Source organism: Streptomyces sp. NPDC001544, from assembly GCF_042894285.1.
GTDB lineage: Bacteria > Actinomycetota > Actinomycetes > Streptomycetales > Streptomycetaceae > Streptomyces.
Window position 1 is genome coordinate 168,933 of the sequence record NZ_JBIAVN010000013.1, and the last position, 14,329, is coordinate 183,261.

A 14,329-nucleotide genomic window follows, 5' to 3' on the forward strand; every position below is an offset into this window, starting at 1 on the left:
CAGCCGTCAGGCTCTGCCCTTGAGCTGGTCCCTCAGGGCCTGCTTGCGGGGCGCCCCCGGCCTCGGCTCCGGGTGCGGTGCGCAGGACGCGTGCCGCACCGGGAGACGACCCTGCAGCAGATACGCCTCGAGGTGGGCGTTGACGCACGGGTTCGCCCCGCCCGCGATGCCGTGCGTGCCCGCGTCCCGCTCGGTCACCAGCACCGAGTCCGCGAGCCGCCGGTGCATCTCCAGCGCTCCGCCGTACGGCGCGGCCGCGTCCCGCTCGGCGGCCAGGATCAGCGTCGGCGGCAACTCACCCGGACCGGTCCGCACGTCGACCGGCCGCTGCCGGGGTGCCGGCCAGTAGGCGCAGGGCAGGTTCATCCACACGTTCTCCCAGGTCTCGAAGGGCGCCCTGCGCGCGAGTCGGGTGTTGTCGCGGTCCCACACCGCCCAGTTGGTCGGCCAGGGCGCGTCGTTGCACTCGACGGCGGTGTACACCGCGCTGGTGTTCTCCGCCTCGGCGGCCGTCGCCGGGCTCGGCGCCGCCACCCGCAGCAGCGGTCCCGCATCACCCTTCAAGTACGCCGACAGCGCCTCGGCGCGGCTCGGCCAGTAGTCGTCGTAGTACGCGGCCGACAGGAACGCCGCCTGCAACTGCCCGGGCCCGACCTTCCCGCCCGCCGGCCGTGCGGCCAGCCGCGCCCGTGCCGTCTCGTAGCCGCGCCGGACCTTCTCCGCCGTGTCGCCGAGCCGGTACACGTCGTCGTGCCGGGCCACCCAGTCCCGGAAGTCGGCCCAGCGGCCCTCGAACGCGGCCGACTGGTCGAGGTTGTCGCGGTACCAGACCTGTTCGGGGGCGGGGTTCACCGCCGAGTCCAGGACCATCCGCCGTACGTGCGAGGGGAACAGCGTCGCGTACACCGCCCCGAAGTAGGTGCCGTACGAGGCGCCCATGAACGTCAGCCTGTCCTCGCCCAGCGCGGCGCGCAGGACGTCCAGATCACGGGCGTTGTTCAGGGAGTTGTAGTACCGCAGAGCGCTTCCCGAGCGCTGCGCGCAGCCGCGCGCGTACGCCTTCGCCCGGGCGATGCGCTTCTTCTTGTAGGCGGTCGAGGGGTGCGTCGGCGCCTCGGTCGGCCCGCCGGCGAACTGCCTGGGGTCCTGGCAGGACAGCGGCGCCGACCGGCCCACCCCGCGCGGGGCGTAGCCGACGAGGTCGTAGGCGGCCGCGATGCGCTTCCACTCGGGCAGCAGGCCGACCAGCGGGAAGTACATGCCGGAGCCGCCCGGACCGCCAGGGTTGAACACGAGGGCGCCCTGGCGGGGCACCTTGCGCTTGCTGTTGCGCGGGTCCTTGTGGGTCGCCCGCACCCGGCTGACGGTCAGTCGGATCTTCCTGCCGTCGGGATGCGCGTAGTCCAGCGGGACGGTCACCGTGCCGCATTGCAGGCCGTCCGGCGCCTTCTGGCCGGCCGGGCACGTGCCGAAGTCGATGCCGGCCGCACGCGCACGGGCGGCGGCCACCTCGACGCCCCGCAGCCGAGCCGCCTGGAGGACGCCGGGTGCGCCGCCGGCGGGGGCGGCGGCCAGGGTGCTCAACAGCAAGGACCCGGCGGCCGAGTAGAGGACGGCAGCTCTCATCGCGTAACCCTTTCGCAGCGGGCGGCGGCGAACCGCCGGGACAAAAGGGATGTTTCGTACGTGCGTCGACGAAGGCAAGCACCATCCGGGCGGTGTCGGCGCGAATGCCCCCTGTGCGCCCCCGGGAGCGGGGGCCCCGGGGAAGGGTTCAGTCCCTGCAGGGCTGGTCGCGGTGCGCGAAGGCCGCGCGCAGTTCCGGTTCGCCGATCGCGCGGATGCCGCGTACGGCGACGGAGGTCAGATACCCCCGGTCGCCGGCCGGGTCGCCGGTCCGCCGGGTCAGCGCGCCGAGCAGCCGCTGCCCGGCCGGGGAGGCCCAGCGGGAGTACGGGTGCACCTCGACCCGGGCTATGGCCAGACAGCTCAGGGTGAGGGCGAGGGGCAGCGCGAACCACAGGGCGACCAGCTCGCGCGGCATCTGGGTCGGCGCGGGCGTCAGCAGCGCGGTCGCGCCCAGCGCGAGGACGGCGAGGGCGGCGGCCCGGACCTGGCGGACACCGGCCGCCACGGTCGTACGCGCCCCGTCGGGCACCGCGAGCCCCGCGCGCACCAGTGAGTCGGCGAGGCTGCGCACCGCTTCCGCGCCCGCCGCCGCGGACCGCACGGGACCGATGCGGGACTGCCCCTCCGGACCGATGGCGCCTATCACCGACCGCTCCATCTCGTCCCGCCCGCGCGGGTCGACGACGGTCGCCCAACCGGTGTGCGCGAGCAGCAGGCGCCGCTGCCGCGCCATGGAGACCATGGTCAGATCGGCGACCCGGGCCGGCCCGCCGGACAGGAACGCCGCCTCGTACAACGTCAGATCGTGCTCCCGGCCCGTGGTCGCGTCCTGTCTGTCGACTGCCGCCGCGTGTACGGCGGCCAGGCACAGCCGAGTGCACGCCGTGCCGGCGACGGCCCAGGCCAGCAGTAAGAGGAGGAGCCAGAACATGACAAGTTTCTATGCCAGTGGTCTGGGAAACTCCATGCCCTGTTCACGATCCGGACACAGTGTTGCCGACATGTGACGTTGTGCTTCGCCCCGCTGGTCAGGAGCCGTTGGACGGCGGCGGGCTGGAGGCGGCCGGCGGGAGCGTGTAGCTCGGTGCCGGGGACGGGGCGACCGGGATCGGGGAACCGGTGGCGACGCTCGGCAGGCCGGAGCCGGGGGGAGTGGGCGTGCCGCTCGCGGCGAGGTCCCGGGCCAGCGCGGCGAAGTCCACGTAACCCGTGGCCTCCAGGACCTGGATGTGGTCCAGGACCGTGGTGTTCGCGTCGTCGGCGAGGCTGCGCACCAGCGAGTTCTGCGTACCGGCGCGCACCTCGGCGACCACCGAGAACACCCTGCCGTGCGCGAGCCGCACGATGTTGGCGAACTGGCGGTCGAAGTCCTCCCCCTGCGCCGACTTCAGGGTGTCGAGCCACTGCTTCTGCTGGTCGGTGGGTTCGTTCGGCAGTCCGAGGCCCAGCTTGCCGGCGACGTCCCGGACCCGCTCGTCGAGGAAGGTGTGGCCGTCGACCAGGTGCCGTCCCGCCGTGCGTACGGCCGCGGTGGTGCCCTTCTCCTGCGCCAGCTCCCCGGCGGGCAGCTCCCACAGTCCGGCCAGCCGCACCTTCGTGATGAAGTCGCGGTCCTGCGCGGACAGCGGGCCGTACTGTGTGAGGTAGGTGTCCGCCTGCAGCACGCTCGCGCCGGTCGCCTTCGGCTGGTCGGTGTACGACCACACCGGGAAGATCAGCGCCGCCAGCGTCGCGGTGAGGCCCGAGATGATGATCCCGGTGCCGCTGAATATGCCCCGTCCCCTGACGGGGGGTCGCGGTCGCATGGCACCTCCTGTCGCGGCACCGCACACCAGTGCTTCCAGGGGTGCGGAGTTGGCATATTACTGCGCATCTTCTGTCACTGCCGTACCGCATAGGATGGTAAATACCCTGAATTCGGACGTGAAGTCGGCGACACCGTCACGCCTGCCGCAGCAGCACCCTCCGTGCCGCGCGGGCCGCCCGCACCACGGGGCGGCTGGAGCGCGGCACCGGCCCCGACCGCTCCAGCCACCACTCACGCAACTCCTTCCGCCTCCGGGGATCCGCGAACCGCCCCGTGCAGAGCAGGTGCCCGGCGAAGTCCAGCGCGTCCTGCCGGTAGCCCCCGGTCATCGGCTGACCCTGGGCATAGCCGAGGAACGCGGCACGGTATCCCTCGCCGAGGATCTCCGGCAGCTCCGGCGCCACCTTCGCCACCACATCGGCCCGCTTCGCCGCGAGTGCCCGTGCCTGCACCCGCATCCGCGCCCGGTCGAACCCCTCCGGCACCGGTGTCCCGGCCACGAGTGCGGACAGCATCGCGGTCTGGGCGAGGCCGAGGCGCTGGCGAACCGCGTCCGAGGGTGCCGGCCGTGCCGGCGCGGAGGTCTCGGCCGGCTTCGGGGAAGGGGCGGCCCCCGTTGACCGCCCCTTCCCCACGGCCTCCCGGATCGCCGCCAACTCCCGCTCCAGCTCGGGCGGTTCCGGGAAGTTCTCGTCCCGCTCCAGGAGTACCCCCGGCGGGTCGACGCGGGAGGCCAGGTCGGTGAGGATGCCGAGGACCGGCTCGGGCACGGGATGGGCGTGGCTGTCGTGCCAGACCCCGTCCCGCTCGAAGCCACCTGCGACATGGACGTACGCGATCGCCTCCAGGGGCAGTTCGGCCAGCGCCTCGGCGGGGTCCTCGCCCCGGTTGACGTGGTTGGTGTGCAGGTTCGCCACGTCGATCAGCAGACGCACGCCGGTCCGGTCGGCCAGCTCGTACAGGAACTGACCCTCCGTCATCTCCTCGCCGGGCCAGGCGATCAGCGCCGCGATGTTCTCCACGGCGAGCGGCACCGGCAGCGCGTCCTGGGCGATGCGCACGTTCTCGCAGAGCACGTCGAGGGCGTCCCGGGTGCGCGGCACGGGAAGCAGATGGCCCGCCTCCAGGCGCGGGGAAGCGGTCAGCGGACCGCCCCCACGGACGAACGCGATGTGCTCGGTGACCAGCGGGGAGCCGCATGCCGCGGCCCGCTCGGCGAGGGCCGTCAGCCGCCCCGCGTCGGGCCGGTCGGCGCCCCCGAGGCCGAGCGAGACACCGTGCGGCACCACGGTCACCCCGCGCTCGCGCAGCCGGCGCAGCGACTCGGGGAGGTGCCCGGGGCACACGTTCTCCGCCACCACCTCGACCCAGTCGATGCCCGGCATGCCCTCCACGACATCCGCGATCTCCGGCCGCCAGCCGATCCCCATGCCCAGTCGCTGCATCGCCCGCCCCCTCTCACCCGTCTTCCGGCGTGAGGGGGGTATGGCCCCGGCACCGGGCCGCGAACCCGGCGGCCCCTGCCTTCAGAGCAACATTTGAGGTTAGCGGCGCGCCTGCCGGGGCCCGGCGGACGTCGCGCAGAGCGCCCCGTCAGGCAACTCCGGGTTGCGTCTCCTCCCCCCGGTCACCGCAGCGCCGGATGGTCGGCGACCACCGTGCACGAGCCGGGAGCGATCTCCGTGAAGCCCGCGTCGCGCACCAACGGCAGCCCCGAAGCGATCAGTTCGGGCCACAGGGCCGGGGCGGCGGTGCGCACGGTGAGCGGGAAGCCCTCCTCGCGCCAGGCGGCCCGCTCCTCGTCGGACAGCTCCCACCAGGCGAGCTGGGCACCGTGGCCCACCTGGGCCATCGCCTTGCCCGCGGACATCTCCAGCTCCGGGTTCAGCCACAGCACGGGCGCCGTCAGATCGGCGTCGGCGGGCGGCTCCGGGTCGTCCAGCTCGGTGCCGGACACCTGCAGCCTGGCCAGGTCCTTGGGCCAGCCGTCCAGGGGGACGGGCGGGAACACGCGGACCTCCGCCGCCTTCCCGGTGACCGTGATCCCGGGCAGCGCCTCCGCCCGCCGCCACTCGGCCCCCCGGGCCCGCCTGACCACCTTCCGGATCCGGGCGTCCTCCCAGTCCCGCATGGCCTCGGCCCACTCGCCGTCCCCCGTCGACCGCTCGTCGCCGAGCATCGTCAGCACGGCACGGGCGGCGGTCTCCAGCGCGTCGGTACGCGCCGGGGGCGCCGTCTTCTCGAGCCGCACCACGAGGGGCAGGACGAACTGCGGAGCCTCGTCGCGCGCGGTGCGCTCGGCACGGAAGGGGCTGTCGCCGGGAACGGCGGGGTCGCTGGTCACGTCCTCCAGTCTGCCAGGCGGAAGATCGGTACCGCCGGGCGCGTGCGGACGGCGGAAGCGGGAGCGAGGATGTCCGGCCATGACAGGTGAGGTGCTGCTGGAGCAAGTGGGCCGCCGCTACGGTCTGCGCGGGCCCTGGGTGCTGCGCGGCGTCGACCTGGCCCTGGCGCCGGGGACCCTCACCCGCGTCGAAGGCGCCAACGGCACCGGCAAGTCCACGCTGCTGCGCCTGCTCGCCGGGATCGACGCCCCCAGCGAGGGCCGGGTCTCCGGCCGCCCGCGCACCGCCTACGTCCCGGAGCGGTTCCCGCCGGCCCTCCCCTTCACCGCCGCCGAATACCTGACCCACCTCGGCACCGTCCACGGCCTGTCCCGCCGGGCGGCACCCCGCGCGGCGGCCGAATGGCTGGACCGCTTCGGCGCGGGCTCCCACGCCCGGACACCGATGGACCGGCTGTCCAAGGGCAGCAGCCAGAAGGTGGCGGTCGCCCAGGCGCTGCTCGCCGAGCCGGAACTGCTCGTCCTCGACGAGGCGTGGACCGGACTGGACACCGCGGCCCGGGCGGAGCTGGAACGAGCGGTGGCCGAACGCGTGGCGGCGGGAGGCGCCGTCGTGTTCGTCGACCACGACCCGCGCCGCCTCGCCGAGGCGGCCGACGCCACCTACGCGGTCGTCGACGGCGGCCTCGACCGCCGTACGGGCCGCGCGACCGTACCGGCCGGGCCGCACAAGCTCGTCACCGTGCAGGGCCCGCCGGGCGGCCGGCTGCCCGACGAGGTGGCCAGGACGGTCACCACGGCCGAGGAGCAGACGCCCGGCACCTACCGGCTCGGCGTCCCCGCCTCCCACTCGGACGTCGTGCTGCGTGCCCTGCTGACGGCCCGTCCGCCCTGGCACGTCGTCGGTGTGCACCCCGGCGACCCCGGCCCCGACCCCGTCCCAGACCCTGACCCCGCCCCAGACACCGAAAGCCGCCCATGACCGCCCTCCTGCGCTACCAGGCCGCCCTGCTGCTGCGCTCCCAGCGCTGGCTGCCGCCGTTCCTCCTGTACGCGGCGTTCCTGGCCATCGGGGTGCAGGGCGGGCAGCCGGTGCTCGACTCGCTCGGCTACACCGCCGCCGCCCTGCTGCCGGTCGCCGCCTGGCTGGTGCGGATCTGCGTCACCAACGAACCGCCCGCGGCCCGCACCTGCGTCGCCGCGGCGGCCGGACCCGGCAGGGCGCACCTGGCCTGCCTGCTGGTCGCCCTGACCACCTCGGCGGTGCTCGGCACGGTGGCCGTCCTGGCCGTCACCTGGATCAGCGATCCCGCGAGCGTCGGGCACCGCGCCCTCGTGCCGCGTCCCGAAGCAGGTGCCGCCGGCCTCCTGGCGGTGCTGGCCTGCGCCCTGCTGGGCACGGCCGTCGGCGCCCTCACCAACTGGCCGCTGCTGCGCTCGCCCGGCCGCGCGGTGCCCGCGATGCTGCTGGCCGCGCTGCTGCTGCTCGTGACGGCCGGCTCCCCGGCGCAGGCGGCGGTACGGGGACTGGTCACCGGCTCGCAGTCCGGCCACGTCCCGCTGCCGCTGCTGCCGCTCGCCGGGGCGGCGCTGCTCGCCACCGCCGCCTCGGCCCTGGCCTGCGCGCTCACCGCCCGCCGCTCACCCTGAGCAGGCCGTGCGCTGCGCCTCCTGCCACTCGCACACGGGGCAGAGCGTGATGCCCTTGTACGACTCCGGGTACTCCGTCGGCTCCCGGCACAGCACGCACTCGGCGTAGGGCGGCCCGGCGGCCTTCGGCGGCTTCGCGGCGTCGGCGATCGTGCAGTAGCCGCCGACGGGGGAGCCGCTGTCGGGGGAGTCGCTGGTGTCGCTCATGCCTCCAGCGTAGGCCGGTCAGCGCCGGGCGCCCGTGGCCCCGATCAGCTCCGACACCTTCACGAACCGGTAGCCCCGCTTGCGCAGTTCCGGCACGACCGTGCGCACGGCCCGCTCCGTCGTCGGGGCCGCGCTGCGCGTGCAGTGCATGACGACGACCGAGCCCGGCTTCACCCCGTCCAGCACCTGCCGGGCCACCGCGTCCGCGTCCGTGGCGAACGCGTCGCCGCTCACCACGTCCCACTGCACGGCCGTCACCCCGAGGCCGCCCAGCGCGCGCAGTGCCTTCCGGTCGTAGCAGCCGCCGGGGAAACGGAAGTACGGCAGCGGATGCGGCACACCCGCCCTGCGGATGGCGGTGTACGCCCGCTCCACCTCCGAGCGCATCCGGTCCGCGGGGACGGTCGGCAGGCCGTAGCAGTCCCCGGTGAACGCGTAGTGGCTGTAGGAGTGGTTGGCGACCTCGAACTGCGGGTCGTGGCCGAGGGAGCGGGCCTCGGCCGGGTACTCGTCCGCCCACCGGCCCGTCATGAACACGGTGGCCGGCACCTTCAGCGACCGCAGCGTGGCGATCAGCGCCGGGTTGTCGAAGTGCTCGCCCGCCGCCGCGCGCGGCCCCTCGTCGGCGGTCATGTCGGCGTCGAAGGTGAGCGCGACCGTCTTCCCCCGGGTCCGCGGCCCGTTCTCGAAGACCGGAGTCAGGCCGCCCGGGCCGGGGGAGAGGGTGGGCGGGTGTGTGACAGAGGGGACGGGCTTCGCGGGGGCGGGCCCGGCGGGGGCCGGGTGACCGGCGTGGGGCGCTCCGGTCGTGCCGCAGGCGGCGATGGCCGCGCCCAGGGCGCACACGGCAGCGATTCGTCGTACAGGTCTGATCACCGTACGAAAATAGGGCGGGATGGTCCTCTGTGTGATGATCCCATGGAAGGCTCGTCGGTGCGGTCACCCGCCCGGCGGCAGCCCCCTCACAGATCCCGCTGTTCCAGCGGCTTGACCGCCGGTCCCTGGACCACCTTGCCGTCGATGTCGAAGCGGGAGCCGTGGCACGGGCATTCCCAGGCCCGTTCGGCCGAGTTGAAGGCGACCAGGCAGCCCATGTGGGTGCACCGGGCGGAGAGGGCGTGCAGCTTGCCGCCCTCGTCACGGTGGACGGCCAGCCGCTCGTGCCCGGAGTGCACCACGGCCCCCTCACCGGGGCCGATCTCGTCGACGGACGGCGCCGGGCGCAGCCGGTCACCGATGAAGTGCCCGGCCACCTTCGCCTGGTTCCTGAGGAACGACGGGGCCTCCCGCACGGCGGACTTCAGCCGGCGCGGGTCGTACAGCTCCCGCCACGGGCAGTCCCGCCCGGTGATCAGCGAGGTGAGCAGCAGACCTGCCATCATTCCGCCGCTCATGCCCCAGCCGTTGAAGCCGGTGGCGACGTACGTGTGCCGGGCACCGGGATACAGCGGGCCGACCAGCGGCACGGTGTCGGTCGGCTCGTTGTCCTGGGTGGCCCAGGCGTGGGTGAGCTCCACGCCGGGGAAGTGCTCGCCGGCCCACGCCTCCAGCCGGTCGAAGCGGGCCGCGGTGTCGCCGGTGCCGGGGGTGAAGTGCTCCCCGGTGACGACCAGCAGCCGCTGACCGTCCTCGCCCATGGGCGCGGTGCGCACCGAGCGGGTGTCCTCCTCGGGGGTGATGTACATCCCGTCGGGGTCCTGGCTCGCGTCCAGGGTTCCGGCGACGACGAGTTCCCGGCGCGGGGAGAGCCGGGTGAACAGCAGGGCGCGGTCGAAGACCGGGTAGTGCGTGGCGACCACGACGTGCCGGGCCGTCACCGTGGCGCCCGAGGCGGTGGTCAGCCGGCACGGCTCGTCCTCCTCCAGGCCGGTGACCGTGGTGTCCTCGTAGACCCGGCCACCGCGGGCGAGCAGGTCCTCGGTCAGGGCCAGCAGGTACTTGCGCGGGTGGAACTGCGCCTGCCCGGTCACCCGGACCGCCCCCGCCACCGGGAACGGCAGTCCCGTCTCGGTCACGAACGAGGCCGGCAGCCCGGCCTCCCGCGCGGCCTCGGCCTCGGCCCGCACCTCCTCCACCCGGTCGTGGTCGCGGACGAAGGTGTAGGCGCTCCTGCGCTCCCAGTCGCAGTCGATGCCCATTTCCCCGACCAGCGCGGCGGCGTGCTCGATCGCCTCCGACTGCGAGCGTGCGTACAGCCGCGCGCCCTCCGTTCCCCGGGTCCGGCGCAGCCTGTCGTAGATCAGGGTGTGCTGGGCGGTCAGCTTGGCGGTGGTGTGCCCCGTGACACCGGCCGCCACCCGCCGTGCCTCCAGCACCGCCACGCCGAGCCCGGCCCGGGCCAGCTCGTGCGCCGTGCTCAGCCCGGCCACACCCGCGCCGATCACGGCCACGTCGACGTCCACGTCATCGGTCAGGGCAGGGTGGGACGGGCCCGGTGCCGTCTGGAGCCAGTACGAACCGCTGCTGTGCCGGTGATCGCTCATGGACGCCGGGTACCCCGCCCCGGCGGACTTGACCGTGGCCCGGCCGTCACCCCTCCTTCAGCAGCCGCTCCCGGCACCGGGCCACATCGAAGTCCGCCGCCGGATACCCCGGGTCCAGCTCCTCCAGATGGGCCAGCAACAGCCGGCTGATCGCCCAGTTGCGGTACCACTTGTGGTCCGCCGGGATCAGGTACCAGGGAGCGTCCCGGGTCGAGCAGCGCTCCAGGGCGATCCGGTACGCCTCCTGGTAGGCGGGCCACCTGGCGCGCTCCTCGATGTCGGCCGGATCGAACTTCCAGTGCTTCTCCGGGTTGTCGAGGCGTTTGAGCAGCCGGCGGCACTGTTCCTCGTACGAGATGTGCAGGAAGCACTTGACCACGGTCACACCGTCCTCGGTGAGGGTCCGCTCGAAGTCGTTGATCTGGGGGTAGCGCAGCTCGATCTCGGTGCTCGGGGCCAGCTCGTGCACCCGGGCGATCAGCACGTCCTCGTAGTGCGAGCGGTCGAAGACGCCGATCTCACCCGGCTCGGGCAGCGCCCTGCGGACGCGCCGGAGGAAGGGGTGCCGGCGCTCCTCGTCGGTCGGCTGCTTGAAGGCCTTGAGCCGACAGCCGGAGGGGTTGAAGTGGCTGACGACATGCTTGACTGTGCCGCCCTTGCCGCTGGTGTCCATGCCCTGCAGGACCAGCAGCAGGCGGCGCCGGTCACCGCGGACGCCCGCCGCCCACAGACGCTCCTGAAGAGCGGCCAAGCGCTTGCCGGTCCGCGCGGTGGCGTCCTTGGCGGCGGCCTTGTCACCGGGGCCGCCGGGGGTGGCCGCGGCGTCGTACGCGCCGAGGTCCACGGGTCGGCCGACGGGGAGGCGCAGCCGCTCGCGGAGGTGGGCCGCCTTGTCCTCGTCCTTGCCCTTGCCGTTCCTCGCCACCGTGCGCCCCTTCCGTCCGGCATCCCTCGGTCGCCTCCGCGTCACCGGGTTCCCCGGCTCGGCGGGCGTAGCGGCCGGTGCGTGTGTCCCGGGCCGGTGCGTGGCCGCGTGGCCGGTCGGGGCGCGCCGGACGGGGGCCGTGGTGGCGCCGGCCGCGTCATCCCGGTCGGAGGACCACGTCGTCGGTGCCGGTCTGCTGCGGGGCGTGCTTCTCCTCGAGGCTCTTCTCCTGGGGTCCCGTCTCCTGGGAACCCTTCTCCAGGAACCGCAGCAGTTCCACCGGGATGGGCAGTACCAGGGTGGAGTTCTTCTCCGCCGCCACCGCCATCACCGTCTGCAGCAGCCGCAGTTGCAGGGCGGAGGGCGTGTCGGCCATCTGCTGCGCGGCCTCGGCCAGCTTCTTCGAGGCCTGCAGCTCGGCGTCGGCGTTGATGATCCTGGCCCGGCGTTCCCGGTCGGCCTCGGCCTGGCGGGCCATGGAGCGCTTCATCGTGTCCGGCAGGGACACGTCCTTGATCTCGACCCGGTCGATCGTGACACCCCACTCGACGGCCGGGCTGTCGATCATCAACTCGAGCCCCTGGTTCAGTTTCTCGCGGTTGGAGAGCAGGTCGTCGAGATCGCTCTTGCCGATGATGGACCTCAGGGAGGTCTGCGCCATCTGCGAGACCGCGAACCGGTAGTCCTCGACCCGGATGATCGCGCTCACCGGATCGACGACCTTGAAGTAGACCACCGCGTCCACCCGCACGGTCACGTTGTCGCGGGTGATGCCCTCCTGCGCGGGCACCGGCATCGTCACGATCTGCATGTTGACCTTGCGCAGCCGGTCGACCCCGGGGACGATCATGGTGAAGCCCGGTGGTCTGTGCGCGTCGGCGACCCGGCCGAGCCGGAAGACCACGCCGCGTTCGTACTGCTTGACGACCCGCGCCGCCGCGGCCAGGTACACCAGACCCGCGGCGCCGGCTGCGACGATCGCTCCCACCAGTTCCTGAATCATGACGACCTCCTCCACACCAGAGGCATCGTCTTGTAACGATATGCCCGCGTTCGTCCGGAGGCCATGTCCCGGGCGACCGGGGACCGGGCGGGGCGGCAGGGTGAGGGTGGCGGGGTGAGGTGGCGGGGGTGGCCGGCCGGGCCGGGCCGCGCTTTCCGCGTCCCGGGCCGGCCGTCCCGGGTGTGGCTAGGCCGCCATGAGCCGCACCGGCTCAGTGCCCGCCGCGCTGTGCCGTTCGGCCCAGTTCTCCAGGGCTGTGCGGCAGGCGTGGTCGAGATGGTGCAGACCGGACAGGTCCAGCCGGATCGGGCGGTCCTGGGGCAGCGCCTCCAGGGTGTCGAGGATCTTCGGCAGCCGCAGGAAGGTCGCGTTGCCGGACAGGTACGCCTCGACGGGACCGGCGCCCTTGTCGACGACATCCAGCTTGACGTGCGAGGACTCCCAGGCGGTCTTGACGACGGCCAGCGCCAGTCCGATGAGCACGCCCTCGAACATGCTGACCGCCACGATCGACACCGCCGTGACGCTCAGGATCACCGCCTCGCCACGCTGCTCGCGCCACAGGCCGGCGAGCGCCCGGACGGGAACCAGCTTGGCGCCCGAGTAGATCAGGATGCCCGCGAGGGCCGGGATCGGGATGTAGCCGAGCGCCGCCGGCAGCAGCGCCGCGAACAGCAGCAGCCACACGCCGTGCAGCACACGGGACGCCTTCGTCCGCGCGCCCGCCTGGACGTTCGCCGCGCTGCGCACGATCACCGCGGTCATCGGCAGTGCGCCGAGCAGCCCGCAGATCGTGTTGCCCACGCCCTGGGCGAGGAGCTCCTTGTCGTACTGCGTGCGCGGCCCGTCGTGCATCCGGTCCACCGCCGCCGCGCTGAACAGCGACTCGGCGGACGCGATCAGCGTGAACGCGAGGACCGTGCCCAGCATCCCGAGGCCCGCCAGCTCCCCGAGGGAGCTCATCGGCGGCGGCTGGATCGAGTCGATCAGCCCCTTCACCTCGACGGTGGCCACCGGCAGGGACAGGACCAGCGCGGCCAGCGTGGCGAGGCCGACCGCGGCGAGCGGACCCGGCAGCGTACGCACCTTCGCCGGCATGTGCTTCCACAGCACCAGCACGGCAATCGTGCCCGCGCAGAGCGCGAACGAGGCCAGCGCCCCCTTGCTGCCCAGGGAGTCGACGAACGCCCCGGGCAGCCCGGCTATCTTGCCCAGGCCCGAGTCGGGGGCCTTCGCGGCCAGCGCCGGGTACAGCTGTCCGGCGATCAGCACCAGGCCGATGCCGGCGAGCATGCCCTCGACGACCGAGACGGAGATGGCCCTGAAGTAGCGGCCGACCTTCAGCCCGCCCATGAGGACCTGGAGCAGGCCGGTGGCCAGCACGATGGCGCCGAGCGCGGGCAGCCCGAACTCCTGCACCGCCTCGAAGACCAGCACGGTCAGCCCGGCCGCAGGCCCCGACACCTGCAGGCTGCTGCCCCGCATCAGCCCGGTGACGATGCCGCCCACGATGCCGGTGACGAGTCCGAGCTCCGCCGGGACACCGGAGGCGACGGCCACGCCCACGCACAGCGGGAGCGCGACCAGGAAGACGACGAGGGACGCGGCGAAGTCCTGCTTGAGGTACGGGAACCGGGACTTCGGGGGCGTCGGCGATATGGGGGTCACGTTGGTCATCGGCGCGCTCACAGGGACTCGAAGGTGTCGGTCTGCGGGCGGTGCGTCCGTACGGCGCCGGTGTGCACCTCGTAGTACCAGGCGTGCAGGGCGAGCCGGCCCTGCGCCAGCTTGTCGGCCACGCACGGGTACGAGCGCAGCCGCAGCAGCTGGGCGAGGACGTGGCTCTGCACGCCCTCCGCGACCGCCGGGTCCTCCACGGCCCCCTTGGGGCGGGGCGTGGCGTGCGCCAGCCAGTCGCGCACGGCGGGCACGGCGTCGAGGTCGTCCCCGCGCACCAGCGCGCCGACCGCTCCGCAGTGGGAGTGGCCGCAGACGACCACGTCCTTCACGCCGAGCACCTCCACGGCGTACTCGATGGTGGCCGCCTCGCTGCAGGGGTGCTCCGAGGCGTACGGCGGGACGATGTTGCCCGCGGTGCGCAGCTCGAAGAGCTCGCCGGGACGGGCGCCCGTGATCAGGGCCGGGACGACCCTGGAATCGGAGCAGGTGATGAACAGGACCTGCGGGGACTGGCCTTCGGCGAGCTTGGCGAACTCCTCAGGGCGCTGTCCGAACGCACGGGCGTTGTCGATGAGGGGCTGCTGCATGTGTGTGGGATCCT

At 73.5% G+C, this 14,329-nt stretch carries 14 protein-coding genes; 2 read left to right on the forward strand and 12 right to left on the reverse strand.

Annotated features, from left to right (window positions below; all coding sequences use genetic code 11):
* Positions 1-6 precede the first annotated feature (6 nt).
* From ACFY0F_RS28555 to ACFY0F_RS28575, 5 genes are all read right to left on the reverse strand, one after another.
* Positions 7-1,626 (reverse strand): alpha/beta hydrolase, encoded by a 1,620-nt coding sequence (locus ACFY0F_RS28555; protein WP_388800227.1) that lies wholly within the window; start codon positions 1,624-1,626, stop codon positions 7-9.
* Between the two features lie 148 nt (positions 1,627-1,774).
* The gene (locus ACFY0F_RS28560) at positions 1,775-2,560 is read right to left on the reverse strand and encodes a TIGR04222 domain-containing membrane protein (protein ID WP_388800229.1); all 786 of its coding nucleotides are present in this window, start codon (positions 2,558-2,560) and stop codon (positions 1,775-1,777) included.
* Positions 2,561-2,657: 97 nt separating this feature from the next.
* Entirely contained in the window at positions 2,658-3,434 is a 777-nt protein-coding gene (locus tag ACFY0F_RS28565; RefSeq protein ID WP_388800232.1) for a DUF4142 domain-containing protein, read from the reverse strand.
* Between the two features lie 136 nt (positions 3,435-3,570).
* The gene (locus ACFY0F_RS28570; protein WP_388800235.1) at positions 3,571-4,881 is read right to left on the reverse strand and encodes a DUF692 domain-containing protein; all 1,311 of its coding nucleotides are present in this window, start codon (positions 4,879-4,881) and stop codon (positions 3,571-3,573) included.
* 182 nt (positions 4,882-5,063) lie between these two features.
* Positions 5,064-5,780, reverse strand: coding sequence for an aminoacyl-tRNA hydrolase (locus ACFY0F_RS28575; protein WP_388800239.1), 717 nt, complete (start codon positions 5,778-5,780; stop codon positions 5,064-5,066).
* A gap of 79 nt (positions 5,781-5,859) precedes the next feature.
* On the opposite strand from ACFY0F_RS28575, the gene ACFY0F_RS28580 reads away from it, so the two are divergent.
* Positions 5,860-6,762 (forward strand): ATP-binding cassette domain-containing protein, encoded by a 903-nt coding sequence (locus ACFY0F_RS28580; RefSeq protein WP_388800243.1) that lies wholly within the window; start codon positions 5,860-5,862, stop codon positions 6,760-6,762.
* The gene (locus ACFY0F_RS28585; protein ID WP_388800246.1) at positions 6,759-7,430 is read left to right on the forward strand and encodes an ABC transporter; all 672 of its coding nucleotides are present in this window, start codon (positions 6,759-6,761) and stop codon (positions 7,428-7,430) included. The genes ACFY0F_RS28580 and ACFY0F_RS28585 overlap by 4 nt, the downstream gene beginning before the upstream one ends.
* Here the strand turns inward: ACFY0F_RS28585 and ACFY0F_RS28590 are convergent.
* The 7 genes from ACFY0F_RS28590 to ACFY0F_RS28620 form a co-directional block, all read right to left on the reverse strand.
* Positions 7,422-7,637: a hypothetical protein gene (locus ACFY0F_RS28590; RefSeq protein ID WP_388800248.1), complete on the reverse strand. Its 216-nt coding sequence runs from the start codon at positions 7,635-7,637 to the stop codon at positions 7,422-7,424. The genes ACFY0F_RS28585 and ACFY0F_RS28590 overlap by 9 nt on opposite strands.
* 18 nt (positions 7,638-7,655) lie before the next feature.
* Positions 7,656-8,513, reverse strand: coding sequence for a polysaccharide deacetylase family protein (locus tag ACFY0F_RS28595; RefSeq protein WP_388800252.1), 858 nt, complete (start codon positions 8,511-8,513; stop codon positions 7,656-7,658).
* An 86-nt stretch (positions 8,514-8,599) separates the two neighbouring features.
* Positions 8,600-10,120 (reverse strand): FAD-dependent oxidoreductase, encoded by a 1,521-nt coding sequence (locus ACFY0F_RS28600; protein WP_388800255.1) that lies wholly within the window; start codon positions 10,118-10,120, stop codon positions 8,600-8,602.
* A 46-nt stretch (positions 10,121-10,166) separates the two neighbouring features.
* On the reverse strand, positions 10,167-11,045 hold the full coding sequence (locus tag ACFY0F_RS28605; protein ID WP_388800258.1) for a PPK2 family polyphosphate kinase: 879 nt from the start codon (positions 11,043-11,045) through the stop codon (positions 10,167-10,169).
* Positions 11,046-11,202: 157 nt separating this feature from the next.
* Positions 11,203-12,048: a slipin family protein gene (locus ACFY0F_RS28610; RefSeq protein ID WP_388800261.1), complete on the reverse strand. Its 846-nt coding sequence runs from the start codon at positions 12,046-12,048 to the stop codon at positions 11,203-11,205.
* A gap of 186 nt (positions 12,049-12,234) precedes the next feature.
* Entirely contained in the window at positions 12,235-13,725 is a 1,491-nt protein-coding gene (locus tag ACFY0F_RS28615) for a SulP family inorganic anion transporter (RefSeq protein WP_388800264.1), read from the reverse strand.
* An 8-nt stretch (positions 13,726-13,733) separates the two neighbouring features.
* A complete protein-coding gene (locus ACFY0F_RS28620) occupies positions 13,734-14,315 on the reverse strand; it encodes a carbonic anhydrase (RefSeq protein ID WP_388800267.1) in 582 nt (193 codons plus the stop codon).
* Between the last annotated feature and the right edge of the window lie 14 nt (positions 14,316-14,329).

Excerpts from the sequence above, each read along its gene's own strand:
- ACFY0F_RS28590 (WP_388800248.1), bottom strand. The coding sequence starts at position 7,637 with ATGAGCGACACCAGCGACTCCCCCGACAGCGGCTCCCCCGTCGGCGGC.
- ACFY0F_RS28570 (WP_388800235.1), bottom strand. The coding sequence starts at position 4,881 with ATGCAGCGACTGGGCATGGGGATCGGCTGGCGGCCGGAGATCGCGGAT.
- ACFY0F_RS28555 (WP_388800227.1), bottom strand. The coding sequence starts at position 1,626 with ATGAGAGCTGCCGTCCTCTACTCGGCCGCCGGGTCCTTGCTGTTGAGC.
- ACFY0F_RS28565 (WP_388800232.1), bottom strand. The coding sequence starts at position 3,434 with ATGCGACCGCGACCCCCCGTCAGGGGACGGGGCATATTCAGCGGCACC.
- ACFY0F_RS28585 (WP_388800246.1), top strand. The coding sequence starts at position 6,759 with ATGACCGCCCTCCTGCGCTACCAGGCCGCCCTGCTGCTGCGCTCCCAG.
- ACFY0F_RS28610 (WP_388800261.1), bottom strand. The coding sequence starts at position 12,048 with ATGATTCAGGAACTGGTGGGAGCGATCGTCGCAGCCGGCGCCGCGGGT.
- ACFY0F_RS28600 (WP_388800255.1), bottom strand. The coding sequence starts at position 10,120 with ATGAGCGATCACCGGCACAGCAGCGGTTCGTACTGGCTCCAGACGGCA.
- ACFY0F_RS28620 (WP_388800267.1), bottom strand. The coding sequence starts at position 14,315 with ATGCAGCAGCCCCTCATCGACAACGCCCGTGCGTTCGGACAGCGCCCT.
- ACFY0F_RS28560 (WP_388800229.1), bottom strand. The coding sequence starts at position 2,560 with ATGTTCTGGCTCCTCCTCTTACTGCTGGCCTGGGCCGTCGCCGGCACG.
- ACFY0F_RS28615 (WP_388800264.1), bottom strand. The coding sequence starts at position 13,725 with ATGACCAACGTGACCCCCATATCGCCGACGCCCCCGAAGTCCCGGTTC.
- ACFY0F_RS28580 (WP_388800243.1), top strand. The coding sequence starts at position 5,860 with ATGACAGGTGAGGTGCTGCTGGAGCAAGTGGGCCGCCGCTACGGTCTG.